23 protein-coding genes are annotated in these 25,433 nt (G+C 64.7%); 19 read left to right on the forward strand and 4 right to left on the reverse strand.

Going from position 1 to position 25,433, the window contains the following annotated elements:
• Positions 1 to 23 precede the first annotated feature (23 nt).
• From L0U81_RS07505 to L0U81_RS07535, 7 genes are all read left to right on the forward strand, one after another.
• On the forward strand, positions 24 to 539 hold the full coding sequence (locus L0U81_RS07505; protein WP_233801321.1) for a GNAT family N-acetyltransferase: 516 nt from the start codon (positions 24 to 26) through the stop codon (positions 537 to 539).
• A gap of 70 nt (positions 540 to 609) precedes the next feature.
• On the forward strand, positions 610 to 1,401 hold the full coding sequence (locus L0U81_RS07510) for a TatD family hydrolase (RefSeq protein ID WP_233801323.1): 792 nt from the start codon (positions 610 to 612) through the stop codon (positions 1,399 to 1,401).
• A 52-nt stretch (positions 1,402 to 1,453) separates the two neighbouring features.
• Positions 1,454 to 2,185: an ankyrin repeat domain-containing protein gene (locus L0U81_RS07515; protein WP_233801325.1), complete on the forward strand. Its 732-nt coding sequence runs from the start codon at positions 1,454 to 1,456 to the stop codon at positions 2,183 to 2,185.
• Positions 2,186 to 2,310: 125 nt separating this feature from the next.
• Entirely contained in the window at positions 2,311 to 2,667 is a 357-nt protein-coding gene (locus L0U81_RS07520; protein ID WP_233801327.1) for a Rap1a/Tai family immunity protein, read from the forward strand.
• 159 nt (positions 2,668 to 2,826) lie between these two features.
• Positions 2,827 to 4,050 carry a mechanosensitive ion channel family protein gene (locus L0U81_RS07525; protein ID WP_233801329.1) on the forward strand — a complete coding sequence of 408 codons (1,224 nt, stop codon included), beginning with the start codon at positions 2,827 to 2,829 and terminating at the stop codon, positions 4,048 to 4,050.
• 86 nt (positions 4,051 to 4,136) lie between these two features.
• A complete protein-coding gene (otsA, locus tag L0U81_RS07530; protein ID WP_233801331.1) occupies positions 4,137 to 5,549 on the forward strand; it encodes an alpha,alpha-trehalose-phosphate synthase (UDP-forming) in 1,413 nt (470 codons plus the stop codon).
• Positions 5,550 to 5,771: 222 nt separating this feature from the next.
• Positions 5,772 to 6,839 (forward strand): glycosyltransferase family 4 protein, encoded by a 1,068-nt coding sequence (locus tag L0U81_RS07535; RefSeq protein ID WP_233801333.1) that lies wholly within the window; start codon positions 5,772 to 5,774, stop codon positions 6,837 to 6,839.
• A gap of 123 nt (positions 6,840 to 6,962) precedes the next feature.
• On the opposite strand, the gene L0U81_RS07540 is transcribed toward L0U81_RS07535, so the two are convergent.
• Positions 6,963 to 7,550, reverse strand: a complete 588-nt coding sequence (locus L0U81_RS07540) for a BPSL1445 family SYLF domain-containing lipoprotein (RefSeq protein WP_233801335.1) — start codon at positions 7,548 to 7,550, stop codon at positions 6,963 to 6,965.
• A gap of 114 nt (positions 7,551 to 7,664) precedes the next feature.
• Between L0U81_RS07540 and L0U81_RS33520 the strand changes: the two genes are divergently transcribed.
• Positions 7,665 to 7,790 carry a hypothetical protein gene (locus L0U81_RS33520; protein ID WP_267956606.1) on the forward strand — a complete coding sequence of 42 codons (126 nt, stop codon included), beginning with the start codon at positions 7,665 to 7,667 and terminating at the stop codon, positions 7,788 to 7,790.
• Here the strand turns inward: L0U81_RS33520 and L0U81_RS07545 are convergent.
• Both L0U81_RS07545 and L0U81_RS07550 read right to left on the reverse strand, forming a co-directional pair.
• On the reverse strand, positions 7,781 to 8,230 hold the full coding sequence (locus L0U81_RS07545) for a hypothetical protein (protein WP_233801337.1): 450 nt from the start codon (positions 8,228 to 8,230) through the stop codon (positions 7,781 to 7,783). The two genes, L0U81_RS33520 and L0U81_RS07545, sit on opposite strands and share 10 nt — an antisense overlap.
• Before the next feature lie 234 nt (positions 8,231 to 8,464).
• A complete protein-coding gene (locus L0U81_RS07550) occupies positions 8,465 to 8,761 on the reverse strand; it encodes a PsiF family protein (RefSeq protein ID WP_233801339.1) in 297 nt (98 codons plus the stop codon).
• A gap of 452 nt (positions 8,762 to 9,213) precedes the next feature.
• Here L0U81_RS07550 and L0U81_RS07555 point away from each other — a divergent pair, with 452 nt between their 5' ends.
• Positions 9,214 to 9,513, forward strand: coding sequence for a YciI-like protein (locus L0U81_RS07555; RefSeq protein WP_233801341.1), 300 nt, complete (start codon positions 9,214 to 9,216; stop codon positions 9,511 to 9,513).
• A gap of 572 nt (positions 9,514 to 10,085) precedes the next feature.
• On the forward strand, positions 10,086 to 11,333 hold the full coding sequence (locus L0U81_RS07560; RefSeq protein ID WP_233801343.1) for a transposase: 1,248 nt from the start codon (positions 10,086 to 10,088) through the stop codon (positions 11,331 to 11,333).
• A 57-nt stretch (positions 11,334 to 11,390) separates the two neighbouring features.
• Here the strand turns inward: L0U81_RS07560 and L0U81_RS07565 are convergent, their stop codons facing one another.
• Positions 11,391 to 12,962, reverse strand: a complete 1,572-nt coding sequence (locus tag L0U81_RS07565; protein WP_442793393.1) for a mannose-1-phosphate guanylyltransferase/mannose-6-phosphate isomerase — start codon at positions 12,960 to 12,962, stop codon at positions 11,391 to 11,393.
• A gap of 596 nt (positions 12,963 to 13,558) precedes the next feature.
• On the opposite strand from L0U81_RS07565, the gene L0U81_RS07570 reads away from it, so the two are divergent.
• From L0U81_RS07570 to L0U81_RS07610, 9 genes are all read left to right on the forward strand, one after another.
• On the forward strand, positions 13,559 to 14,950 hold the full coding sequence (locus L0U81_RS07570) for an undecaprenyl-phosphate glucose phosphotransferase (RefSeq protein ID WP_233801345.1): 1,392 nt from the start codon (positions 13,559 to 13,561) through the stop codon (positions 14,948 to 14,950).
• An 81-nt stretch (positions 14,951 to 15,031) separates the two neighbouring features.
• The gene (locus L0U81_RS07575) at positions 15,032 to 16,462 is read left to right on the forward strand and encodes a UDP-glucose dehydrogenase family protein (RefSeq protein ID WP_233801347.1); all 1,431 of its coding nucleotides are present in this window, start codon (positions 15,032 to 15,034) and stop codon (positions 16,460 to 16,462) included.
• A 73-nt stretch (positions 16,463 to 16,535) separates the two neighbouring features.
• Complete coding sequence (locus L0U81_RS07580) at positions 16,536 to 16,991, forward strand: arsenate reductase/protein-tyrosine-phosphatase family protein (RefSeq protein ID WP_233801350.1); 456 nt, start codon at positions 16,536 to 16,538, stop codon at positions 16,989 to 16,991.
• On the forward strand, positions 16,985 to 18,190 hold the full coding sequence (locus L0U81_RS07585; RefSeq protein ID WP_233801352.1) for a polysaccharide biosynthesis/export family protein: 1,206 nt from the start codon (positions 16,985 to 16,987) through the stop codon (positions 18,188 to 18,190). The genes L0U81_RS07580 and L0U81_RS07585 overlap by 7 nt, the downstream gene beginning before the upstream one ends.
• A gap of 139 nt (positions 18,191 to 18,329) precedes the next feature.
• Positions 18,330 to 20,528, forward strand: coding sequence for a polysaccharide biosynthesis tyrosine autokinase (locus L0U81_RS07590; RefSeq protein WP_233804258.1), 2,199 nt, complete (start codon positions 18,330 to 18,332; stop codon positions 20,526 to 20,528).
• A 32-nt stretch (positions 20,529 to 20,560) separates the two neighbouring features.
• Positions 20,561 to 21,484: a glycosyltransferase gene (locus L0U81_RS07595; RefSeq protein ID WP_233801354.1), complete on the forward strand. Its 924-nt coding sequence runs from the start codon at positions 20,561 to 20,563 to the stop codon at positions 21,482 to 21,484.
• A 49-nt stretch (positions 21,485 to 21,533) separates the two neighbouring features.
• Positions 21,534 to 22,700, forward strand: a complete 1,167-nt coding sequence (locus L0U81_RS07600) for a glycosyltransferase family 4 protein (RefSeq protein WP_233801356.1) — start codon at positions 21,534 to 21,536, stop codon at positions 22,698 to 22,700.
• Positions 22,701 to 22,703: 3 nt separating this feature from the next.
• A complete protein-coding gene (locus L0U81_RS07605) occupies positions 22,704 to 24,206 on the forward strand; it encodes a glucose-6-phosphate isomerase (protein WP_233801358.1) in 1,503 nt (500 codons plus the stop codon).
• Positions 24,203 to 25,432 carry a glycosyltransferase family 4 protein gene (locus L0U81_RS07610; RefSeq protein ID WP_233801360.1) on the forward strand — a complete coding sequence of 410 codons (1,230 nt, stop codon included), beginning with the start codon at positions 24,203 to 24,205 and terminating at the stop codon, positions 25,430 to 25,432. The genes L0U81_RS07605 and L0U81_RS07610 overlap by 4 nt, the downstream gene beginning before the upstream one ends.
• Position 25,433: the final 1 nt, after the last annotated feature.

The raw sequence follows: 25,433 nt of genomic DNA on the forward strand, positions 1-25,433 counted from the left end.
TTTTTCATTCAAGCGAAGCCACCATGAGCCTTTCCTACCGCGACGCCACGCTCGACGATCTGCCCGCGATCGTCGCCATCTACAATTCGACCGTTGCGTCGCGCCAGGTCACCGCTGACCTCGAGCCGGTCAGCGTCGAGAGCCGGCATGCGTGGTTTCATGCGCACGGCCCGCAGAAGCGGCCGCTGTGGGTCGTCGAGGATCCGCAGCAGGCGGGTCGCGTCATCGCATGGGTCAGCTTTTCCGATTTTTATGGCCGTCCGGCCTATCAGCGCACCGCCGAAGTCAGCATCTATCTGGACGAAAGCGCGCGTGGCCAGGGCCTCGGCAAGCAACTGCTGGCCGAGGCGCTCGCGGCGGCACCCGGCCTTGGCATCGACACGGTGCTCGGCTTCGTGTTCGGTCACAATGAACCGAGCGTGCGACTGTTCCGCGGCTTCGGCTTCGATGCATGGGGCACGTTGCCGCGCGTCGCGGTGCTGGACGGCGTCGAGCGCGATCTGGTGATTCTCGGCAAGCGCCTCGCGCACGCCAGTTGAGCAAGCTGTCCCAAGCGGCCTCGGGCACGGAACGGCCCGAGCGCCGGCCCACTTTTCGCAGGACCTGATCATGTTTGTCGATTCGCACTGCCATATCAACTTCGAAGGACTCGCGGACCGTCTGCCGCAAGTGCTCGAAAACATGCGCAGCCATTCGGTCTCGCACGCGCTGTGCGTGTCGGTGGATCTCGAAACACTGCCGTCGGTGCTGGACATCGCCAGCCGCTATGACAACGTGTATGCGTCGGTCGGCGTGCATCCCGATCATGAGCACATGCGCGAGCCGAGCGTGGCCGAGCTGGTCGAGCTGGCTGGGCACCCGAAGGTCGTCGCGATCGGCGAGACCGGGCTCGACTACTACCGCCTCGAAGGCCGCTCGATCGCCGACATGGAGTGGCAGCGCGAGCGCTTTCGCACCCACATCCGCGCCGCGCACGCGACGAACAAGCCGCTGATCATCCACACGCGCTCGTCGTCGGAAGACACCTTGCGCATCATGGCGGAGGAGCGCGCGGGCGTGCCAGGGGGCGTGATGCATTGCTTCACCGAGCCTTGGGCCATCGCCGAGCAGGCGCTCGCGCAGAATTTTTACATTTCGCTGTCGGGTATCGTCACGTTCAAGAACGCGACCGACGTGCAGGACGTCGCGCGTCGGGTGCCGCTCGACCGCTTGCTGATCGAAACCGACTCGCCGTATCTGGCGCCGGTGCCGTACCGCGGCAAATCGAATGAACCCGCGTACGTCAGTTATGTCGGACGCTTCATCGCGCAGCAGCGCGAGATGCCGGACGAGGCGCTCGCCGCCGCGACCACGCAAAACTTCTTCAGGCTGTTCGGGATTGCCGCGCCAGCCGATGCCTGATTTAGAAAACTTAGTAACATCAAATGGATAGGGACGTTTCCTAAAGTACTATATGAGACAACTTTCGACGTCGAACGCTGCTTTCCAACCGGCTTGCACTGGTCCGGCCGCCCGCGCGCTGGCACCTGCACGCCGCCTTGCGTGCGCCGCCGCGCTCGCATGCGCCGCGCTCGTCGCGCTGCCCGCCCATGCGGCTCCGATCGACTCGCTGATCAAGGCGGTCAAGTTCGACGACGTGTCCGGCGTCAACAAGCTGCTCGCGAAGGGCATGGATCCGAACAGCGTCGACAATCAGGGCATGCCGCTGCTCGTGATCGCCGCGCGCGAGAAATCGGACAAGGTCGCCGCCGCGCTGCTGGCCAATCCGAAGACCGATATCGAGATTCAGGACAAGGCCGGCGAAAACGCGCTGATGATGGCGTCGCTGATGGGCGACCTGGACTTCGTGAACCTGCTGATCGCGAAGGACGCCGAGGTCAACAAGAAGGGCTGGGCGCCGCTGCACTATGCGGCCGCGAACGGCCACGACGACATCGTCAAGGTGCTGCTCGACCACTCGGCCTACGTCGACGCGGGCTCACCCAACGGCACCACGCCGCTGATGATGGCCGCGCGCGGCGGCCACGTGTCGACCGTCAAGCTGCTGCTCGACAACGGCGCGGACCTGACGGTGAAAAACCAGATCGGCATGACCGCGCTCGATTTCGCGAAGACCTACAAGGAGCCGGACGTCGTCGAAGGGCTCACGGCGCGCATGCAGCAGACCCAACAACAGAAGCAGTAACGCTGTCGGCAGCCGGCCTGCTGCCGCGTAAAACAGTGCAGAATGACGACTTTGGCGCGCCGCGCGGCGCGCCGTCCGGATGCGGCAAAAAGACCGCTTGATAAACAACCCTGGAAAGGAACACCATGCTGCGGGCTTTGATTTTCGCCGGCGCGCTTGCCTTGCCGCTTTCGGCAGCCGCGTTTACGGGGGGCGACCTCAACAAGCTGTGCACCAAGACGGACGTGGCTTCGCGTAGCGCCTGCGCGGCCTACATCGAAGGCGCGGCCGACGGTATTTTCAACACGATCGATGCGATCGGCGGCACCACCGGCCCGCGCGTCGGCCAGTACTTCTGCCTGCCGCCGGATGCACGCTCGGCGCAACTGACCGATGCGGTGCGCAAGTACATCGCCGAGAACCCGAATGCCGCAGGCTACAACGCGAGCACGGCGATTTCGCTGGGACTCGGCAAGGCGTTTCCCTGCAAGAGCGGTGACTGATCGATAACCGCCGGGCATCGAAGAACCCGTTGTAACGCTCTCGCGCCATCGTGTGCGCCGGGTGTCGGGGTCATCGCTTCCGTCGGGGGCGATGACCCCGGTTGTCAGTAGTCCCGCAGGCGCGCCGCCGCTCATCGAGCCCGGAGGAAGATGCCCGTTATGCCTACTATCGACGACTTCTACCGTGTGGCGGCCGCGCCGCTGCATACATGGATCGGCGCGCTGATCGTGACGGCAATCGTGACGATCGTGGCCATCGGCATTCACCGCTTCGGCGCGCGGATCGTGATGCGCCTCGCGCAGCCGCATCCGCTGACGAGCGTCGTACTGCGCTACATCGACAAACCGTCGCTGTTCGCGCTCGTGAACCTCGTGTTCGCGTGGGTCTGGTCCGAGGCGCCCGATACCCTCAACTTCATCGAACAGGTGCGCGACGTCACCGGCATCGCGCTGATCGCTGCGCTCACGTGGCTGTCGGTGCGCGTCGCCGCCGGGATCGGCGAAGCGATCGTCCGCGCCCATCCGCTCGATACCGTCGACAACCTGCATGCGCGCCGCATCCATACGCAGGCGCGCGTGCTCGCGCGCTCAGTGATGATCGTGATCGTCTTCATCGGTGTGGGCGGCGCGCTGATGACCTTGCCGAACGTGCGTCAGATCGGCGCAAGCCTGCTGGCGTCAGCTGGTGTCGCTGGTCTGGTTGCCGGTATCGCGGCGCGGCCGGTGCTCGGCAATCTGATCGCCGGTTTGCAGATCGCGCTGTCGCAACCGATCCGCCTCGACGACGTCGTCGTGATCCAGAACGAGTGGGGGCGTATCGAAGAAATTACCGGCACTTATGTGTCGGTGCGGTTGTGGGATCAACGCCGGCTGATCGTGCCGCTGCAATGGTTTATCGAAAACCCGTTCTCGAACTGGACGCGCAGCAGCTCGCAGATCATCGGCACCGTGTTCCTGTTCGTCGATTACCGGATGCCGCTCGCGCCGCTGCGCGAGGAGCTCGCGCGCATCGTCGAGAGCGCGCCCGAGTGGGACCGCCGCGTGCAGGTGCTGCAGGTGACGGACTGCACCGAGCGCGCGATGCAACTGCGCGCGCTCGTGAGCGCGCCCGATTCCGGCCTCGCGTGGGACCTGCGCTGCCGCGTGCGAGAAGGATTGCTCGATTTCATTCACAGGCATTACCCCGAATACCTGCCGCGTGCGCGCGCCGAGGTGTCGGCGGAGCCGGAGACTGGCGGCGAAGGTCCGATCGACTGGGTGCCGCGCAGCCGGCAGGCGCCGGCCGGCAGCACCGCCGCGCATACCGAAGCCGATCCGGTGGCGAGCCGCATCGGCCGGCCTGGGACGGCCGAGGCCGAGCAGAAGACGAAAGAGCAGGCTTAGTTGCGCGTCGCGCGTCGCGAATCGATGTGCGGGCATGCAGATTGCTGTCGTTGGGTGCGCGCCAGGAACTACGGAGGACATGCAATATGGGCCGACTGATCGTCGTGTCGAATCGCGTCGCGACGCCGACGGAGACCAGGGGATCGGCGGGCGGACTCGCTGTTGGCGTATTCAGCGCGCTGAAGGATACCGGCGGCGTCTGGTTCGGCTGGAGCGGCGACGTGGTCAGTGAAACAGTCGCCAACGCGGGGCCGATGCTGGAACAGGACGGCGCGGTGACCTTCGCGACCGTCGGCCTCACACGCAAGGACTACGACCAGTACTACCGCGGCTTCTCGAACGCGACCCTGTGGCCGGTGTTCCACTACCGCAACGACCTCGCGCGCTACGAGCGCGCGGAATACGCGGGCTACCGGCGCGTCAACGCATGGCTCGCGCACAAGCTGGTGAAGCTGCTAGAACCCGACGACGTCATCTGGATTCACGACTACCATCTGATCCCGTTCGCCGAGGCGCTGCGCAGTGAGGGCGTGACGAACCGGATCGGTTTCTTCCTGCATATTCCGTTTCCCGCGCCGCAGCTTCTGCTCAATATTCCGCCGCACGAAGAGCTCGTGAAGTCGCTGTCGTGCTACGACCTGCTCGGGTTCCAGACCGTCACCGACCAGCAGGCGTTTCACGACTACGTGACGCGTCACGCCCGCGGCACGGTGAGCGCGCACGGTATCGTCGAGGCGTTCGGCCGTCAGCTGCGCACCGGCGTCTACCGCATCGGCGTGTTCCCCGACGAAATCGCCGAGCAGGCGAAACGCTACGAAAGCCGTCAGCACGTGCTCGACCTGAAGCAGAGCCTCGAAGGGCGGAAGCTGATCATGAGCGTCGACCGGCTCGATTATTCGAAGGGGCTAGTCGAGCGTTTTCGCGCGTTCGAGCTGCTGCTCGAACGCTCGCCCGAATGGCGCGGCAACGTCACGCTCGTGCAGATCGCGCCGCCGACGCGCTCGGACGTCGCGACCTATCAGAAGATCCGCCAGGATCTCGAATACGAAGCAGGGCGCATCAACGGCCGCTACTCGGGGCTCGACTACACGCCGATCCGCTATCTGAACCAGCAGTACGACCGCTGGAAGCTGATGTCGCTGTTTCGCGAGTCGCAGATCGGCTTCGTCACGCCGTTGCACGACGGCATGAACCTCGTCGCGAAGGAGTACGTCGCCGCGCAGAATCCCGACGATCCCGGCGTGCTCGTGCTGTCGATTTTCGCGGGCGCGGCCGCCGAGCTCTCAGGCGCGCTGCTCGTCAATCCGCACGACGCGATCGGCATGTGCGAGGCCCTGCAACGCGCGCTGCAGATGCCGCTCGATGCGCGCCAGCGGCGCCACGAGATCGACATGGCCACGCTGCGCAAGAACGATCTCGGCGTGTGGCGTGATACTTTCCTCCACGATTTGCGCAGCGTGCCCGAGCGCACCTCGGGCGAGGGCGGCGGCCACAAGTGATGGCGCCGCCGTCTGTCACCGGACGTAAGCCGCATGTAACAGTACCGAGCAATTGCAAGACCTGCGGCTTTTGCGCAGATACCAGGCAATACTGCCCCTAGCGACGATGCACCCGACGCTCAAGCGCGACGTGCATTGATCCAACGTCATGGCGCTGTCATACTCGGCATCGCCGACGGCGCTGCGGTTCGCGCGCCAGCCGTCGGCTTACGGAGACACAATATGAAGATTGCGCAGATCGCCCCGCTGACCGAATCGGTGCCGCCGAAGCTTTACGGCGGCACTGAGCGCGTCGTGTCGTACATCACTGAAGCGCTGGTCGAGCAGGGCCATGACGTGACGCTATTCGCGAGCGGCGACTCGGTCACGAGCGCGAAGCTCGAAGCGGTGTGGCCGCGCGCGCTGCGCCTCGATCCGGGCATTCGCGACCGCATCGCGCCGCATATGCTGCTGATGGAACTCGTGCGCCGCCAGGCCGAAGATTTCGACGTGCTGCATTTTCACCTCGACTACTACTCGTTCTCGGTGTTCAAGCGGCAGGACACGCCGTTCGTCACGACGATGCACGGCCGGCTCGACCTGCCCGAGCAGCAACCGGTATTCGACACGTTCAACACCGCGCCCGTGATTTCGATTTCAAATGCGCAGCGTCACCCGCTGCCGCAGGCGCGCTGGCTCACCACCGTCTATCACGGCTTGCCGGAGCAGCTCTATACGCCGCGACCGGTCGAGCAGAAGTACCTCGCGTTTCTCGGCCGGATTTCGCCGGAAAAACGCGTCGATACGGCGATCCGCATCGCGGGCCGCTGCGGCTTGCCGATCCGCATCGCCGCCAAGGTCGATGCGGCCGACCGCGAATACTTCGAGCGCGATATCCGGCCGTTGCTCGACCTGCCGTACGTCGAGTACATCGGCGAGATTGCCGATCATCAGAAAGCCGAGTTTCTGTCGGGCGCGCATGCGCTGCTGTTTCCGATCGACTGGCCGGAGCCGTTCGGTCTCGTGATGATCGAGGCGATGGCATGCGGCACGCCGGTGATCGCGTTCAATCGCGGCTCGGTGCCCGAAGTGATCGAAGAGGGCTTGACCGGGTTTATCGTCGAGGACGAGATCGGCGCGGTGGCGGCCGTCAACCGCCTGCACCTGGTGCCGCGCGCGGGCGTGCGGCGGCGCTTCGAGGAGCGCTTCACATCGCACCGGATGGCGCGGGAATATGTGGAGGTGTATCAGTCGGTGATTCGCGCGCAGAAGCGCTCGAGGTTCAAGGTGATCGATTCGTCGGGCGGCTGACGCCTGATCGTTGCAGAGTGGCGAAGAAGGACGGCGGTGCGCGATGCGCACCGCCGTTTTTTTATTGGAGCCTGAGCTACGGAGCCACGCCTGCGCGCATCGGGATGCACGCGAGCAGCGTGCTCAGATCTTCAGCCGCGTGACCTTGGTGCCTTGCAGCGACAGGTCGGCCATCAAGCCCGTGTTGGTCAGCACGAACACCTGCACCGGCGCGGTGGCCGTGGTCGTGTCGATCGCACCGTTCGCGCCGACCTTCACGAGCGCGACGGACGCATCGGCGCCGACCGCCCAGCCGTCCGCGTTGCGGAATTTGTCGAGCGAATCCTGCGTCATGAACAGGAAGATGATCGCCTTCGACTGCGCACCCGCCTGCAGGCCGAGCGAACCCGTCGCGGTGCTGTAGTAACCGACTGTCGTGCCGCCCACGCGCAATGCACCCTCGCCGTACTGTCCGCCGACGATGAAGCCCGCCTGCAGCACCGACGGGAACACCAGCACGCCGCGCGCCTTCGACACCAGCTCGCGCGAGCCCGGCACGGTCGTGAACAGCTTGGACAACGTGCCGTCGACGCTCGCGTCGATCGACTGTCGTTTCGAGGCGTCGATGTGGGGATTGTCCGGCGTGCTGCCCGTCGTCGTGCACCCGGCGAGTGCAAGGCCTCCGAAAGCAAGCGCAGCGGTCGTCTTCAAGATGAAGTGTCGTCTTTGCATCGTTGTTCTCCGTCATGGATCCGGGGCGCAACCGTCGTGGTGTCGCCCGGTTGCCTTTGAGTTATAACACAGGCCGGTTCATAAGGAGCGCCGTGCAATCACGCGAAAAGCCTTATGGAACAAGGCTTTGAGGCTGATTTTCGCGTCGCGCGGCGGGCCATCGACATGAAAATGAAAGTGTTGTTTCGATGCAGCGATTTGCAAAAGAGTGCATGCGGCACGGCCGCCTCTCACCCGTGATTCGCCGGACTTTTAACCGCGGGCGGGCGCCGCAGCGCGCGGCGCACCATGCCGATGATCGCGCCGATCGCGAACAGGATCGCCGCCGGCACGACCCAATAGCCGACGAACGCGTGCCACAGATAAGCGAACAGCGTCGAGCGGCGCACGCTGTATTCATTGATCGCGTCCTGCTGGCGCGGCGCGTTGGCGGCCAGCACATCGGCCGGGCAGCCGGCGGCTTTCGCCTCGTCGGGCTTGCCGTGGCAATGCGCGGGCGCGCCGGCCGCGCGCTGCGTGGTGGTGAAATTCCAGGTGGTCAGCGCGCGGTCGAGATCGACGGCGTTGTACGACATTTCCTCGCGGATCTCGTTGACCGCGACGATCGCCACGGGCACGGCCCAGAAGACGATGACAAGCAACCACCGCCTTAACCAGCGGTTTTTATGCTTCGATACCATCCTTGCCTCCAATCGATGCTCAGTAGCATCAACGACAAGATGGCGGCCCGCGTAGTTGATTAATTCTATATATGAGGGTGGGCCGTCTCCGCAGCCATCATAGAAGAAAACGGTGCGTTCCGGCGGGTGGACTGCGAAGGAGGGGGGCTCGATCGATGCGCATTGCGGGTGAAACGATGCGCCGGCGCCGCGTTGATCAGAGGGCGCCGGCGAGGGGGATGGCGAGGCCCGCGCTCAGTTGGCCGGCGCCGACGACAGACAGGTCTTCATGAATGCCTTGCGCTCGTCGCCCTTCTTGTCGCCCGCCTGCTTGTTGCACATCTTCATCTTGTCCTGCTGGCTCATCGGCGCTGCGGCGGCCGGTTTCGCGGACAGACAGGTCTGCATGAACGCCTTGCGCTCGTCGCCTTTCTTGTCGCCGGCCTGCTTGTTGCAGTCGGCCATTTTGGTCTGCTGACTGTTCTCCGCGAAGGCCGGCGATACGAGTACCGCGCCCAACACCAGCGTAGCGATAGCGGATTGAATCTTCATGGGACACTCCATCGGTAGTGATGAAAACGTTGTCTGGTCGCTCATGCGCGCGGGTGACGACGGCATTCAGTGACCCCTCTGCGCATCCATTATGGCAAACGCCGTCTGCGAGAACGGGCGAAAATGCATTCTGGTTGACAGCGGTCTGCGCTCGTTTTCCCCGAACCGGGCGGCGGCCCCGCCGACGCGGCGTTTGAAACAGTCGAATGAACGGGCGCGCGAATTTTCTTATGCAATGCAGATTAATTGGCTCGGCTATTTCAAACGTAACGAAACGAAATTCCAGTTTACGCTATTTGGATATGTGACTTAAATGAATTGATAATTCTTGCATTGCTGCGAATGCAAGTGAATAAAAAATAGTCAGTAAATTCGGTGGATTCCGTTATGCGAATGCGCGATCAGACGGATGCCGCTGCGGGTCAATCTTCATCCTCGCGAGGAGAGTTGGCATGCATTACCTGTTGATGTACGAGCTGGTACCCGACTATCTGGAGCGACGCGGCGAGTACCGCGACGCACATCTGAAGCTTGCATGGGCCGCCGCCGGGCGCGGCGAACTCCTGCTGGCCGGCGCGCTCGCGGAGCCAACGGACGGTGCGGTGCTGCTCTTTTGCGGTGCGTCGCCGGCGGTCGCGGAAGCCTTTGCCAGGGCGGATCCGTACGTGCTCTCCGGACTCGTCACGCGTTGGCGCGTGCGCGAATGGATCACGGTGGTCGGCGAGCACGCATCGAAACCGGTGCGCGTATAACATCGCTCGAAGCGACTTCGTCGTACCTGTAACGCCTCGAACTTGGCGCATGCGCGGCGCTCGCATGCGCGCCGGCCGTTGCTTCCATGCGACCGCACATGCGCATCGCCGTCTTTGCGCCGACGCTCGATATCGATGATCGGCCAACTATCAAAACGCATTGAAATGCATGCTGATTCGGAAATCGCATTTCGAAACGCTATTCCGTCAGGTTACGCGGTGTTGTGCTTTGCAATAGACCGATCCGACGCCGGATAAGCGGCAGCTTCTGTTACAGCAATACGTGAATCGACGCAGCGAAACGGACAAGATTGTTTCATTCCGTAACAGATGTCTAAAGTGTATTCATGCAAAGGTTGGGATGGTATGCTTCGTGCACAAATTTTCCCATGCACGAGTGAGACCTCGTTTTGTGCTTCGCAATAGGGATGAGCCGCACCACGTGTGGGCGGACTGTTCCGACAAGGCGAACGGACAAAACAAATTTGTGCAACCGAGGGCCGCACGCGGATCGTGAGAATCCGTGGCAGGCTCAACGCCGCTGCCAGGCCAGGCCGCGTGGAGAAAATCCAATGTTTTTCGATGAACTGAACAACGACGAATGGGCGTTGCTCGCGCCGCTTGTCTCCGACGAACCGGCCGTCCGTCTGAACCGGCGTGGCCGGCCGCGCGCCGAACCGCGCATCGTGACGAATGCCGTGCTGTGGATTCTGACCACCGGCGAGCCGTGGTCGAAGCTGCCGGGCCGCTATCCGTCCGGTCCAACGTGCCGCCGCCGCTTTGAAGAATGGCAATTGAACGGCACGCTGCTCGAGATGGTCCGCCTGTTGTCGCAGCGCGGCCGCACGTTCGCGTACATTCCCCAACCGGCGCCGCCCGTTACGGCCAGACCCGTGGCACCGGTTGCGCAAACCCCGAGCCCGCGCGACGACAACGGTCTGCGCGGCGTGTCATGGAAGAGTCCCGAGTCGTGGCAGGCGCCGGGCGTCGCCAGCGCGCTGAGCCAATGGCGCACGGCCGATCCGATCGCCGACATCACGCGCCAGTTGTCCGGGCTTCAGCAGGCGGGGTCCGCCCATGCGGGGACCGCCCATGCGGGGTCCGCCCAGACGGCACCCGCGCAGGCGGCGTCCGCGGCGGGGGCGGTGACGCACGCCGCAGCGGCCGCGGAGCAGGTGGATACGATGAGCGTGACGAATGTCACGCTGCCCGCGCCTGATGCACAGGCCGCAGCCGACGAACCGCGCCCGTCGCTATCGATGAGCCTCGCGCCGCGCGGCATGGAAGTCGCCGATTCGCGCGGTTATGTGATCTACGTGTTGGTCGAGGAAGTGCCGGGCGCGATGTATCGCGCGTCGGCGGAGATCATCAGGGACGGCAAGCGCGTCGAGCGCTCCGGCCTCGTCGGTCCGCGCTTCGCGGATGCTCAGCACGCGCAGCAGTTCGCGCTTGACTGGGGGCGTCAGTGGATCGATCGCGAGAGCGCAACCGATGCGGCGGCCGCGACGCAGACCCATGCAAGCGCCGAACCCATGTCGGCCAACCCTGCGCAGCGATCGGCGGGCCGTCCGTTGCCTGGCTTGCATCATGTGTCGGAACCCACGTCGATCAATAGCATGGCGAATCACGGGGGAAATCACGGCGCGCCGTTGCACGCGCCGCTGAATCCGTCATTGCATGCACTGCGCGCACCGGTGCGCCGCTATCCGTCCGACTCCGCGAGCACGGGGGGCGCAGGCACACCCGCGGTGACGACCGAAAGCAGCGCCACGGAGCGCTTTTCGCCCGCCTACAAGGAGCTCATCTCGTACGTGGGATGAGCGCCCGGCAGTTCCCGCGGCCGCTTCACGCGGCCCCAGGTTGCGATCGATCGTGCGTCACTGCCGTCCGTACGTATCGTCGAAGCGCACGATATCGTCTTCGCCGAGGTACGAGCCCGACTGCACCTCGATCATTTCGAGCGGCATCTTGCCCGGGTTTTCGAGGCGGTGCGTGACGCCGAGCGGAATATAGGCCGATTCGTTTTCGGAGACGAGAAGGCGTTCGTCGCCGCGCGTGACGAGCGCGGTGCCGCGCACGACGATCCAGTGCTCCGCGCGGTGATGATGCATCTGCAGCGAGAGCCGGGCGCCCGGTTTCACGACGATGCGCTTGACCTGAAAGCGCTCGCCGGTATCGACGGAATCGTAGTTGCCCCACGGGCGATGCACCTTGCGATGGTTGGCCGCTTCGAGCCCGCCGTCTTCGCGAATCCGGTTGACGATCTTTTTGACGTCCTGCACGCGCGACCTGTCGGCGACGAGAATCGCATCGGCGGTCTCGACGACGACGAGATCCTGCGTACCGACGCAGGCGATCAGGCGTCCATCGGAATGCGCAAAGGTCGAGTTCGCGCCTTCGAACATCACGCGTCCGCGGCTCACGTTGCGATCAGCGTCCTTCTCGGAGATGTCCCAGATCGCGTCCCACGAGCCGACGTCGGACCAGCCGGCCTCTAGCGGCACGACCACGCCGGGCGCGATGCTCTGATCGCTGCCGAGCTGCTCCATCACCGCGTAGTCGATCGAATTCGACGGCGAGGCGCTGAACGCATCACGTTGCAGCCGGAAGAAGTCGCCGTCCGACTTGCCGCCTGTGAAGGCCGCCTCGCACGCTTCGTAAATGGCCGGCTGGAAATGGCGGATCGCTTTGAGCCACGTCGAGGCGCGCATGATGAAGATACCGCTGTTCCACCAGTACTCGCGCGATTCGACATAGCGTTGCGCGAGTTCCAGATGCGGCTTTTCGACGAAGCGGTCGAGCCGGTGAGCGACGAGGCGAGCCGTTGATTCGGCATCCGTAACACCCGGTGTGTCGGCAAGGCCGAGCGGCGCGCCGATGCGGATATAGCCGTAGCCGGTTTCCGGACGCGTCGGCACGATACCCATCGTGACGATATGGCCGGCCTCCGCATGCTGCACGCCGGCGGCGACCGCCGCGTGAAAACCTTCAGTGTCGGCGACCGCGTGATCGGCGGGCATCACGACCATAATGCCGTCCTGGTCTTCCGCGGCGACGGACAAGGCAGCCACCGTCAACGCGGGTCCGGTGTCACGGCCCACGGGTTCGAGTATCAGCCGGCTTGGCTTGCCACTTGTGCGCAACTGTTCGGCCGTCGTGAAGCGTTGTTCTTCATTGGCCACGACCACGAGCTGGCCGGCGAGCGGGTAACCGGCTTCGAGCAGGTCGAGACGGCGGGTCGTCGCTTGCAGCAGCGACTCTTCGCCGAGCAGGCCGATCAGCTGCTTCGGATGCTGCTCGCGCGACATCGGCCACAGACGGGTGCCTGAGCCGCCCGCGAGAATCACGGGATGAACCTTGAGTTTGACGCTGGTCGCGGTTGAGGACATGGGCGATTGCGCGGGGGTGGGCCGGGTGCCGTTGGGCGTGACCGGAGCCGTAGCTGACATGGTGATCTCCTCGGGACTGGATGAGTGCGTCGAGTTTTATCACGAAGTTCAGAATCAATAAAAGCGCGTTAAATACAATCCGAATAAAAAGCGCATCGAATTTATTCGAAAGGCACGAAAAAATGACCGGCCAACTTATTCAAAAATAAAAATTACTTCAAAAAAATAGGCAGGCATTTTTTTCCGCTTAATGATCGGCAAGAATGGCAGCACGCAAGCCGCGCATGTCTCGCAGACGAAGCTTGCATGAAAGCGGAAGCTGCGTTGAAGAAGGGCTCAAATTGAGCATCCGGAAGGCTCTGTTGATCGAGGTCGCGGCAACAATTACCGGACAAAATGCCGAAAAAATAGCGAAATTTTGACCGATACAATTTGAGATATTTTGCGGCCTTGTCGCGTGAATTTTAATCCCGCTTTATTGAGGCATGTACAAGGGTATTCACTCATTCGGAATCAGATTTTTCCGGTCTGGGCATTCGGTCTCATTCAGGCAACAGGCAGATGGGAAATAAAAAGCGCAATGACGGAACACCGGTGCAGCACCCATTTCAACCAACCGACGGATCGCACTTGACTGGCGAACAGAGAGGCTGCGCATGCTGAGCGTTCTAGCGAGAATCATCGATATCGCCATGGTCGCGCTCGGCGCGCTGCTGGCCGCGGCTGTGCATAGCGGCAGAGTGGTCTGGCTCGACGAGATGCAAAGCATGTCGCTCGCGTTCGGCTGCCTGCTCGTGGTGGTGTTCTTCCCTGCGCTCGGCATCTATCAGTCGTGGCGCGGCAAGCCGCTCTACGATCTGCTCTCGCGTGTGACGGGCGGCTGGCTGATGGTCGAAGTGATCGGCGTGCTGATCAGCTTCAGCGTGCATCGCTCGGACAGCCTGTCGCGGCTTTGGCTCGTGTACTGGGCGCTCGCGTCGATCGCGCTGCTGGTCGTCACGAAGGTGGTCGTCTATTCGATCCTGCGCGGGCTGCGCCGCGAGGGCTTCAATCAGCGCGCGGTCGCGATCGTTGGCGGCGCGCCGTACGGACGCTTCCTGATCGAGCAGATGCGCGGCCGTCCCGAAGCGGGTTTCACGCCCGTGGTCGTGTTCGACGAGGACAGCACGATCAACCACGACGAAAACGCGCCGCCCGCGATCGCGGGCGTGCCGGTCGAGCGCGACTATCAGCGCATGATCCAGCTCGTGCGGCAGCGCGCGATCCGCGAGTTGTGGCTTGCGCTGCCGATCTCGAAGGAGAAGGCGATCCATCGCTACGTGATGGATCTGCGCAACGACTTCGTGAACATCCGCTTCATCCCGGACGTCGGCAGCCTGACGCTGTTCAATCAGCCGATGGTCGAGTTGCTCGGCGTGCCTGCGATCAATCTGGCCGCCTCGCCGATCACCGATCTGCGGGTGCTGCCCAAGCGCGTTTTCGACAGTGTGTTCGCGCTGGGCGCGCTGACCGCGCTCGCGCCGCTGATGCTCGTGATCGCGCTGATGGTGAAGCTCAGTTCGCCGGGACCGATATTTTTTCGCCAGCGACGCAAGGGCATCGACGGCCACGAGTTCGAAATCTTCAAGTTCCGCTCGATGAAGGTCCACACCGAAGCGGCCGGCAAGATCACCCAGGCGACGCGGCGCGATCCGCGCATCACCGCGGTCGGCGCGTTTCTGCGCCGCACGAGCCTCGACGAGCTGCCGCAGTTCATCAACGTGCTGCGCGGCGAGATGTCGGTGGTAGGTCCCCGTCCGCATGCGCTCGAACACGACGACATCTACAAGGATCTGGTGAAGGGCTACATGCACCGCTACCGGATCAAGCCGGGCATCACCGGCTGGGCACAGATCAACGGTTATCGCGGCGAAACCGATCGCATCGAAAAGATGATGGGCCGCGTGAAGCTCGATCTGTACTACATGCAGCACTGGACCTTCTGGCTCGACATCAAGATCGTCGTGCTGACGATGTGGAAGGGCTTCGCGGGCAGCAATGCCTATTGAACGTGGCGCGCCGGGCCGCGCTGATGCCACGCATCGCGCGAGCGCATTCCTGAATCAACTTCATTTATCGAGGTGCAATCCATGAACCTGACGATCATCGGTAGCGGCTATGTCGGCCTCGTGACCGGCGCGTGTCTGGCCGACATCGGCCATGACGTGTTCTGTCTCGACGTCGACGAGCGCAAGATCGACGTGCTCAACAACGGCGGCGTGCCGATCCACGAACCGGGTCTGCAGGAGATCATCGCGCGCAATCGCCGCGCAAAGCGCCTGACGTTTTCCACCGACGTCGAGGCCGCGGTTGCGCACGGCGACATCCAGTTCATCGCGGTCGGCACGCCGTCCGACGAGGACGGCTCCGCCGATCTGCAATACGTGCTCGCGGCCGCGCGCAACATCGGCCGCCACATGAACGGCTTCAAGGTGATCGTCGACAAATCGACGGTGCCGGTCGGCACCGCCTCGCGCGTGCGCGAAGTGGTCGCCGCCGAGCTGGCCGAGCGCGGGGCGGAGCATATGTTCTCGGTCGTGTCGAATCCGGAGTTCCTGAAGGAGGGCGCGGCTGTCGAGGACTTCACGCGGCCCGATCGCATCGTGCTCGGCTGCGACGAAGACGTGCCCGGCGAAAAGGCACGCGAGCTGATGAAGCGCCTGTATGCGCCGTTCAACCGCAATCGCGAGCGCACGCTGTATATGGACGTGCGTTCCGCCGAATTCACCAAGTACGCGGCCAACGCGATGCTCGCGACGCGCATCTCGTACATGAACGAACTCGCGAATCTGGCCGATCGTGTCGGCGCCGACATCGAGGCGGTGCGCCGTGGCATCGGCTCCGATCCGCGCATCGGCTATGACTTCCTCTACGCGGGTTGCGGCTATGGCGGCTCGTGCTTTCCGAAAGACGTGCAGGCGCTGATCCGCACCGCGGCCGATCAGGGTGCGAACCTGCGCATTCTCGAAGCGGTGGAAGCGGTCAACGACGCGCAGAAGCAGATCCTCGCGCAGAAGATCGTCGCGCGTCTCGGCGAGGATCTGTCGGGCCGCACATTCGGCGTGTGGGGCCTCGCGTTCAAGCCGAACACCGACGACATGCGCGCGGCGCCGAGCCGCGAGCTGATCGCGGGGCTGCTGCGCCGTGGCGCGCGCGTGAAGGCCTACGACCCGGTCTCGATCGACGAAGCGAAGCGCGTGTTCGCGCTCGATCTGAAGGACGTGCCGCAGCAGCATGCGCGCCTTTCGTTCGTCAACGACGAAATGGAAGCGGTAAGCGGCGTCGATTCGCTCGTGATCCTCACCGAATGGAAAGTTTTCAAGAGCCCGGACTTCGATGCGCTCAAGCGCATGCTGAAGACGCCGTTGATCTTCGACGGCCGCAATCTGTACGAGCCGGACGTGCTGCTCGAACTCGGCATCGAGTATCACGCGATCGGCCGGCGGCACGCGCTGCGCAATGCACCGGCTCGGGTCGGTGCGCACGGTTTGCTGCCGGCGGCGGAAATGGCCGGCCGCTGAGGCCGCCGCGATTGCCGCAGAACCGACCGCCCGAACGATGCAAGCCGAGCACCGCGCCACGAAGGAGCCTGCCATGTTCGACAACGTTCTGATCGTGTGCCACGCCAACGTGTGCCGCTCGCCCGCCGCCGAGATGCTGTTCAAGGCGAGCCAGGCGCGCGCGCCGCGTGGACGCGCCGCGCCGATCGCGTTTCATTCGGCGGGCATTCGCGCGGTGAACGGCAACGGCATGGACCCGGTGATGCGGCGCCTGCTCGCGGAGCGCGGCGTCGCCGCCGGCACCCACCACGCGCGCCGTCTCGACCGCTCGCTCGTGCGCGGGGCCGATCTCGTGCTGGTAAGCGAGCGAGCGCAGGTGGGCGAGGTCGAAGCACTCGATCCGGCCGCGCGCGGCAAGGTTTATCCGCTCGGCAAGTGGGAAGCCGATTCGGACGTCGCCGATCCGCACGGCGGCGCGGAAGACGATTACAGGGAGAGTCTCGTGCTCATCGAACATCTGGTCATGGGATGGCTGAAGAAAATATGCTGAAGAAAACCCTCGTTGCACACTCATCCGCGAGCTTGCGCGCGAAGCTCGCCGCCTCGCTTCTGCTGACGTCTTTTCTGTCGGCCTGCGCGACCGCACCGGGCAATTATCTCGACACGTCGCGGCTCAAAGACAACGATCAGGCGCCGAGCGAAACCTATCCGGTTCATCTGATCGACGGCAACCTGATCATGGCGCAGGCGAAGGCCGCCGCCGAACAACCGCAGCCGCTGCCGCCGTCGGCGCTGCCCGACCGGTCGCAGTACGTGTACCACCTCGCGCCGCAGGACATTCTCGGCATCACCGTGTGGGATCACCCCGAGCTGACCACACCGCAGGGCAGTACGTTGTCCTCGGGCGGCAACACCACGCAGACGATCGCAGGCGCATTGCAGCAGCCGTACACGGCTGCCTTGCCGGGCCAGGCCGATCCGTACGGCCAGACCATCGCCGCCGACGGCACGATCTTTTTCCCGTTCGTCGGCCGCATCAAGGCCGCGGGCAAGACAACGACCGAGTTGCGCGATCAACTCGCCGCAGGTCTTGTGCGCTACATCCGCAATCCGCAGGTCGACGTGCGCGTGCTCTCGTATCGCAGCCAGAAGGTGCAGGTCACGGGCGAAGTGAAGCAGCCGGGACCGCTCGCGGTCAGCGACGTGCCGCTCACGCTGGTCGACGCGATCACGCGCTCGGGCGGCACCAACGCGGACGCCGACATCCAGCGCGTGCGCCTCACGCGCAACCACAAGCTCTATGTACTCGACGCCGATCGCATGCTCGATCAGGGCGACACCAGGCAGGACGTGATGCTGCAGAACGGCGACGTGGTCAACGTGCCGGACCGCACCGACAGCCGCATCTTCGTGATGGGTGAAGTGAAGACGCCGATCCAGGTGCCGATCATCCGTGGCCGCATGACGATCGCCGACGCGCTCACGCAGGGTGGCGGGATTCTGAACACCGACGCCAATCCACGGCAGATCTACGTGATGCGCGGCATGCGCGAGCATCCGACCACACCCGAGGTGTTCCGCCTCGACATGACGCAGCCGGACTCGATCATGCTGTCCTCGCAGTTCCAGTTGCAGCCGCTTGACGTCGTGTATGTGGGCACCGCCGCGTCGACCACGTTCAACCGCGTGTTGAATCAGATACTGCCTAGCGTGCAGACGCTGTTCTATCTGAAGCAGCTCACGCGCTGAGCGTCCGGGCTGAAAGCGCGTTCCGCGCCGCTGGCATGCGGGCGGCGCGGGATGTGCAACGAAAGCAGAAGTACCGCTGACGCGAAAGCCGAAGCCAACGACACGGGATCGAACTGTGAGCAATCAACTCTCTCCACACATGGCTGGTCCGATCAAGACCGAAGAAGAAGACGTCGTCCTCGGACAACTGGTGCAGGTGATTCTCGACGACATCTGGTGGCTGCTCGCCATCGCCGCGATCATCATCACGATGGCGGTCGCGTACTGCTACCTCGCCAAGCCGATCTATTCGGCCGATGCGCACGTACGCGTCGAGCAGTCCGACAACACGTCGCAGGCACTCACACAGACGCAGACGGGCGCCACGATCACGAGCGGCTCGACGTCGCTGCCGACCGACGCCGAAATCGAAATCATCAAGAGCCGCGGCGTGGTCGGCCCGGTCGTGCAGCAGCTGAAGCTCAATATCAGCGTCACGCCGAAGACGATTCCGCTGCTCGGCAACATCGCCGCGCGCCTGGCGACCCCGGGCCAGCCCGCGCGACCATGGCTTGGGCTCACGTCGTACGCATGGGGCGGCGAAAACGTCGACGTCGATTCGATCGACGTGACGCCGTCGCTCGAAGGCGAGAAACTGCTGCTGCGGGTGATCGACGCGCAGCACTATGAACTGTTCGCGCCGAACGGCTCGCTGCTGCTGCGCGGCCAGGTCGGCCAGCAGGCGCAGGGCGGCGGCGTGACGATGCTGGTCAATACGCTGGTCGCGCGGCCGGGCCAGGAGTTCACCGTCGTGCGCGCGAACGACCTCGACGCGATCACCGCGTTCCAGTCGGCGATCACGGTTCAGGAGCAGGGCAAGCAGACCGGCGTGATCCAGATCTCGCTGGAGGACAAGAGTCCCGAGCATGCGGCGCTCGTCGCCAATGCGCTTGCACAGTCGTATCTGCGGCAGCACGTGTCGAACAAGCAGGCCGACGCGAGCAAGATGCTCGACTTCCTGAAGAGCGAGGAGCCGCGCCTGAAGGCCGACCTCGAACGCGCGGAAGCGGCGCTGACCGCGTATCAGCGTCAGTCCGGTTCGATCAACGCGAGCGACGAGGCGAAGGTCTACCTCGAAGGCAGCGTGCAGTACGAGCAGCAGATCGCCGCCTTGCGCCTGCAGATGACGCAGCTCGTCGAGCGCTATGGCGACGACCATCCGACGCTCGTCGCCGCGCGTCAGCAGATGGCCGAGCTGCAGGCGGAGCGCGCCAAATACGCCGACCGTTTCCGCGATCTGCCGGCCACCGAAGTGAAGGCCGTGCAGTTGCAGCGCGACGCGAAGGTCGCCGAAGACATCTACGTGCTGCTGCTCAATCGCGTGCAGGAACTGTCGGTGCAGAAGGCCGGCACGGGCGGCAACGTGCATATCGTCGACGCCGCGCTGCGCCCCGGCGCGCCGGTCAAGCCGAAGAAGCTGCTGATCATCTCTGCAGCCGTGATTCTCGGGCTGATCGCGGGTACCGGCTTCGTGTTCGTGCGTCGCAATCTGTTCAAGGGGATCGACGACCCCGATCACGTCGAGCGCGCGTTCCATCTGCCGGTGTTCGGTCTCGTGCCGCACAGCGCCGAGCAGGTGCAGCTCGAAAACAGCTACGTGCGCGGCGGCGAACGGCTGCGTCCGGTGCTCGCGAATGCGCGGCCGAAGGACGTGACGATCGAAAGTATGCGCAGCCTGCGCACCGCGATGCAGTTCACGCTGATGGACGCGCGCAACCGCATCGTGATGCTGACGGGCCCGATGGCCGGCGTCGGCAAGAGCTTCCTCAGCGTGAACCTCGCGATGCTGCTCGCGCATTCGGGCAAGCGCGTGCTGTTGATCGACGGCGACCTGCGGCGCGGCGCGCTCGAACGGCAGGTGGGCGGTGTGCAGGAAAACGGCCTGTCCGAACTGCTGAGCGGCCAGATCTCGCTGGAGGAAGCGATTCGCGCTTCGAGCATCGAGAACCTGAGCTTCATCTCGTGCGGCCGTCGTCCGCCGAATCCGTCCGAGCTGCTGATGTCGCCGCGTTTGCCGCAGTACCTCGACGGCCTCGCGAAACGCTACGACGTGATCCTGATCGATACGCCGCCGGTGCTCGCGGTGACCGATGCATCGATCATCGGCGCATATGCGGGTTCGACGTTCTTCGTGATGCGCTCGGGCATGCACAGCGAGATCGAGATTGCCGATGCGCTGAAGCGGCTGCGCGCGGCGGGCGTGCATGTCCAGGGCGGCATCTTCAACGGCATGCCGCCGCGCTCGCGCGTCGGCTACGACCGCGGCTACGCGGCGACGCAGGCATACCTGAGCGCGTGACGCGAGCGCGGGACCATAGAGAGGACATCACGATGAAAGTCACGGTACTGGTACCGACTTATCGCCGCCCGGCCGATCTCGCGCGCTGCCTCGCGGCGCTCGCGCGGCAATCGCGCGCGCCCGACGAAGTGATCGTGGTCGCACGCGTCGACGACGACGCGACCCATGCGTGCCTGCGCGATCCGTCTACCCGCGGCAGCCTGCCGCTCGTGATCGCGCCGGTCGACGTGCCCGGCCAGGTCGCGGCCCTGAATCGCGGGCTCGATGCCGCGAGCGGCGACGTAATCGCCATCACCGACGACGACGCCGCACCGCACCGCGACTGGGTCGAGCGCATCGCCGCCGCGTTCGAAGCCGACGCGCGCCTCGGCGCGCTGGGCGGGCGCGACTGGGTGCACGAAAAAGGCCGCGTGCTCAACGGCGAACGGCCGCTGGTCGGCAAGGTGACCGCGCACGGCAAGATCATCGGCAATCATCATCTGGGCGTCGGTGCCGCGCGCGAGGTCGACATCCTGAAGGGCGCCAACATGAGCTACCGGCACGACGCGGTGCGCACGATCCGCTTCGACGCGCGTCTGCGCGGCGCGGGCGCGCAGGTGCACAACGACATGGCGTTCAGCCTCGCGGTAAAGAACGCGGGCTGGAAGCTCGTGTACGACCCGGAAGTCGCGGTCGATCATTTCCCGGCCGAACGTTTCGACGACGACAAACGCGACGCGCAGACGATGGCCGCGCTGCGCAACGCCGCGTTCAACTTCCACCTTATCCTGCGCGACCAGTTGCCGCCGCTGCGCCGCGAAACCGCGTGGTGGTGGTGGACCCTCGTCGGCACGCGGCTGTATCCGGGTCTCACGCATGCGGCGCTCGCGCTGCTGTCGCGCCGGGCGCCGCTGCAGCTGTCGCGCTGGCGCGCGGTGCGCGACGGCGCGCACGAGGCGCGTCGCGCGTTGTCGTGACGCGTATGAGCCACGAGGCCTTTTTCCACCGGCACAGCGGAGTGTCCGCATGAGTACGAAGGTTCATGTTCATCTGTTTTATGGCGCCGATCCGCGCTTTTATCGCAAGGGCGACGACATCGGCTGTCTGTACGGCTATCACCATGCGCAGTCCGAAGCATTCGCGCTGACCTATTCGCAGGACGCGCGCGAAAGCCGGCCCGTGCGACTCGTGCGTCGCGCGCTGAAGGCCGCGCTCGGCTTCGATTTCATTCATAGCTGGCGCAATCGCGCGGAGATGCTGCGCTCGGACGTGATCTGGACGCATACCGAGCAGGAGTGGCTGTCCGCTGCGCTGATGCTGCTGCTGTGCGGCCGCAAGGCGGGACCGGGCGCGTCGCCGCTGCTGCTCGCGCAAAGCGTGTGGCTGCTCGACAAGTGGCCGTCGTACGGCATGGCGCGCAGATGGCTGTATCGCCAGCTGATGAAGCGCGCGGATCGTCTGACGACGCTCGCGAGCGAAAACGCCGTGCTGTGCCAGGACTATTTTCAGCGCGACGCGACGCCGCTGCTGTACGGCCTGAACACGCGCGATTTCCCGGTCAACCCGCCGACCCAATGGACGCCGCGCACGCCGTTGCGCATCGCGGCGATCGGCAACGATCGCGACCGCGACTGGGAAACGCTGATCAAGGCATTCGGCAACGATCCGCGCTATACGGTGAAGCTCGCGACGCGGCGGCGCATCCCGGCGTCGCTGCGCGCGTCGAACGTCGAGATCGCGCTGTTCTCGGGCATCAAAAAGCAGCACGAGCTGTACGACTGGGCCGACGTGATCGTCGTGCCGTTGCGGCCGAACTCGCACGCGTCGGGCATCACGGTGATGCTCGAAGCGGCGGCGGTCGGCAAGCCGATGGTCGCGACCGACGTCGGCGCGCTGCGGGATTATTTTCCCGGCGGGGAAGCCGCCTACGTGCCGCCGTTCGATCCGCAGGCGTTGCGCGCTGCGGTCGACCGGTTCGCTGCCGAGCCGCACGAGGCGCTGCGCCAGGCGCAGGCGGCCGCGGCTGGCTTGCTCGCGCGCGATCTGACCACGCAGCACTACGCGATGCAGCATGTGCGCATCACGCGCGAAATGCTCAGTGCGCGGGGGCAGGCGAGCGTGAACGCCGACGCGGCCACGCACCAGCAACCAGCCGCGCAGGCTCGGGCGCGCGAATCCGGCGGAGGGCTGTAAGCGATGTCGACGATTCCGCGCGCGAGCCCGCTGCCGCCGAGCGGCGCCGCCGACGCCGGCCGCGCAAAAAAGTCCGCGGGCGGACTGCTGTCCGGCGGCCCGCAGGAATGGCTGCCGCCGCTATTGCTGTGGCTGATCACCGCGGTGCTGATCGTCGCGCATCAGGGCACGGTGCTCACGTTCGGGTTTCCGGCGCTCGCGATCCTGACGGGCTTGTGGCTCTACTTCAAGAGCCCCGCGCGCTACATCGGCTTCATGTGGTGGCTGTGGTTCCTGAGCCCCGAAGTGCGGCGTCTCGCCGACTGGTCGAAGGGCGGATTCACGCCGACGAGCCTCATTCAGGTTGCCCCGCTCGCGGTCACCATGATCAGCGGCCTGTCGCTGCTGCGCTATTACCGGCTGCTCGCGCAGCGCCGCGGTTTGCCCGTGCTGCTGATCCTGCTCGGCCTCGTCTACGCGTTCCTGATCGGCGTGATGTCGAGCGGGCCGCTCGCGGCCACCTACGACCTCTGCAACTGGCTCTATCCGATCCTGATCGGCTTTCACATCATGGCGCACACGCGCCATTATCCGCAGTATCGCGACGCGATCGTGAGCACGTTCATCTGGGGCATGCTGGTAATGGGCGGCTACGGGCTGATCCAGTTTTTCATCATGCCGCCGTGGGACGTGCTATGGATGCTCGGCTCGCAGATGAACTCGCAGGGCGACCCGGTGCCGATGGGGGTACGCGTGTTCAGCACGATGAATTCGTCGGGACCGTTCGCGTTCGCGATGATGGGCGCGATGGTCTTCGTGATGGCCGCGCAGCACCGCGTGCGCTGGATCGCCGCGGCGCTCGGCTTCTTCTCGTTCGCGCTGAGCCTCGTGCGCTCGACGTGGGGCGGCTGGGTCATCGCGCTCCTGATCCAGCTCGTCAAGTCGAACAACAAGGTGCGCGTGCGCATCGTCGCGAGCGCGGTGCTGCTCGCGGGCTTGTGCGTGCCGCTGCTCGCGGTCGGCCCGGTGGCCGAACGGATGCAGGCGCGGCTCAACACGATCGTCAATCTGCACGACGATCAGAGCTATGCCGCGCGTAACGAGTTCTATGCGACCTTCGCGAAGACCGCGTTTACCGACGTCTCCGGCGAAGGCATGGGCGCGACCGGCACGTCGACGAAACTCTCCAACGACGGCGGCCAGCTCGGCCAGTACGGCAACTTCGACAGCGGCGTGATGAACATTCCGTTCGTGCTCGGCTGGCCCGGCACGCTGCTCTACATGTCCGGCATCGTGTGGCTGCTGACGCGCGCGGTGCTCGCCTCGTTCAGGCTGCGCGACGACAAGTTCGTCTCCGCGTGCATGAGCCTGTGTCTCGCGATCTTCGCGATGCTCGTGTTCACGAACTCGCTGGTCGGCACCGGCGGCCTGCTACTTTTCATGAGCGCTTTTTCGATTCTTTCCGCGGTCCACTACGAAAAAATGAACCGCGCACGCACGCTATTTCTCCACGGAGGCACGCATTGAGAGTTGCCATTGTCACGCACGTAGTGCGCCATAACGACGGCCAGGGGCGCGTCAACCACGAGATCGCGCGCGCGGCGCTCGACGAGAACATCCGCGTGACGCTGGTCGCGTCGCACGTGGCGCCCGAGCTGCTCGCGCATCCGAACGTGCGCTGGGCGCCGGTGAAGATCGGCCGCTGGTGGCCGACCAATCTGCTGCGCCAGCAGGTCTTCGCGCTCAAGAGCGCGCTGTGGCTGCGTGCGCATCGCCGCGACTACGACGTGCTGCACGTGAACGGCTTCATCACGTGGATGCACGCGGACGTCAATACCTCGCACTTCGTGCATAGCGGCTGGTTCGCGAGCAAGTACTACCCGTTCGGCCTCACCAAGGGCGCGTGGTCCGCGTACCAGTCGGTCTATACGCGCTGCAACGCGTTGCTCGAGCGCTGGGCGTACCGGCGCTCGAAGGTGATTACCGCCGTGTCGCAGAAGGTCGCCGACGAAATCCGCGCGATCGGCCTCACGCCGCGCAACCGCGTGGACGTGATCTACAACGGCGTCGACACGCAGGGCTTCGCCGTGGCGAGCGGGGACCGCGCAAAGTTCGGCTTGCCGGCCGATGCGTTCCTGCTGCTGTTCGTCGGCGATTTGCGCACACCGCGCAAGAATCTGGGCACCGTGCTCGCCGCTTTGAAGCATCTGCCCGAGCACGTGCAGATTGCGGTGGCCGGTTTTCTGCCGGGCAGCCCGTATCCGGACGAGGCGAAAGCGCTCGGCATCGCGCATCGCGTGCATTTTCTCGGACTCGTGAAGGAGATGCCGGTGCTGATGCATTCGGTCGATGCCTTCGTGTTCCCGTCGCGCTACGAAGCGATGAGCCTGTCGCTGCTCGAAGCGATGGCGGCGGGGCTGCCCGTCGTGACCGCGCGCACGGCGGGCGGCGCCGAGATCATCACGCCCGAGTGCGGCATCGTGCTCGACGATCCCGACGACCCGCAAGCTCTCGCTCAAGCGGTCGCGCAACTGGCCGGCGACGACACCGCGCGCCGCGCGATGGGCGAGGCCGCGAGCGAGCTCGCGACCGGCTTCGGCTGGGCGCGCATGGCCGCGCAATACATCGCGCTGTACCGGCAGCTGGCCGGGCAGCAGGAAAACCGCCGGCGCAGTCAGACGGAAACGCAGGCCGTCGCGCAGAACGACGCGCTGACGCTGAACCATCTCGCCGGACAGAAGAGCGCGGAATGAC

Origin of the sequence: Paraburkholderia sp. HP33-1 (genome assembly GCF_021390595.1) — a bacterium.
Lineage (GTDB): Bacteria > Pseudomonadota > Gammaproteobacteria > Burkholderiales > Burkholderiaceae > Paraburkholderia.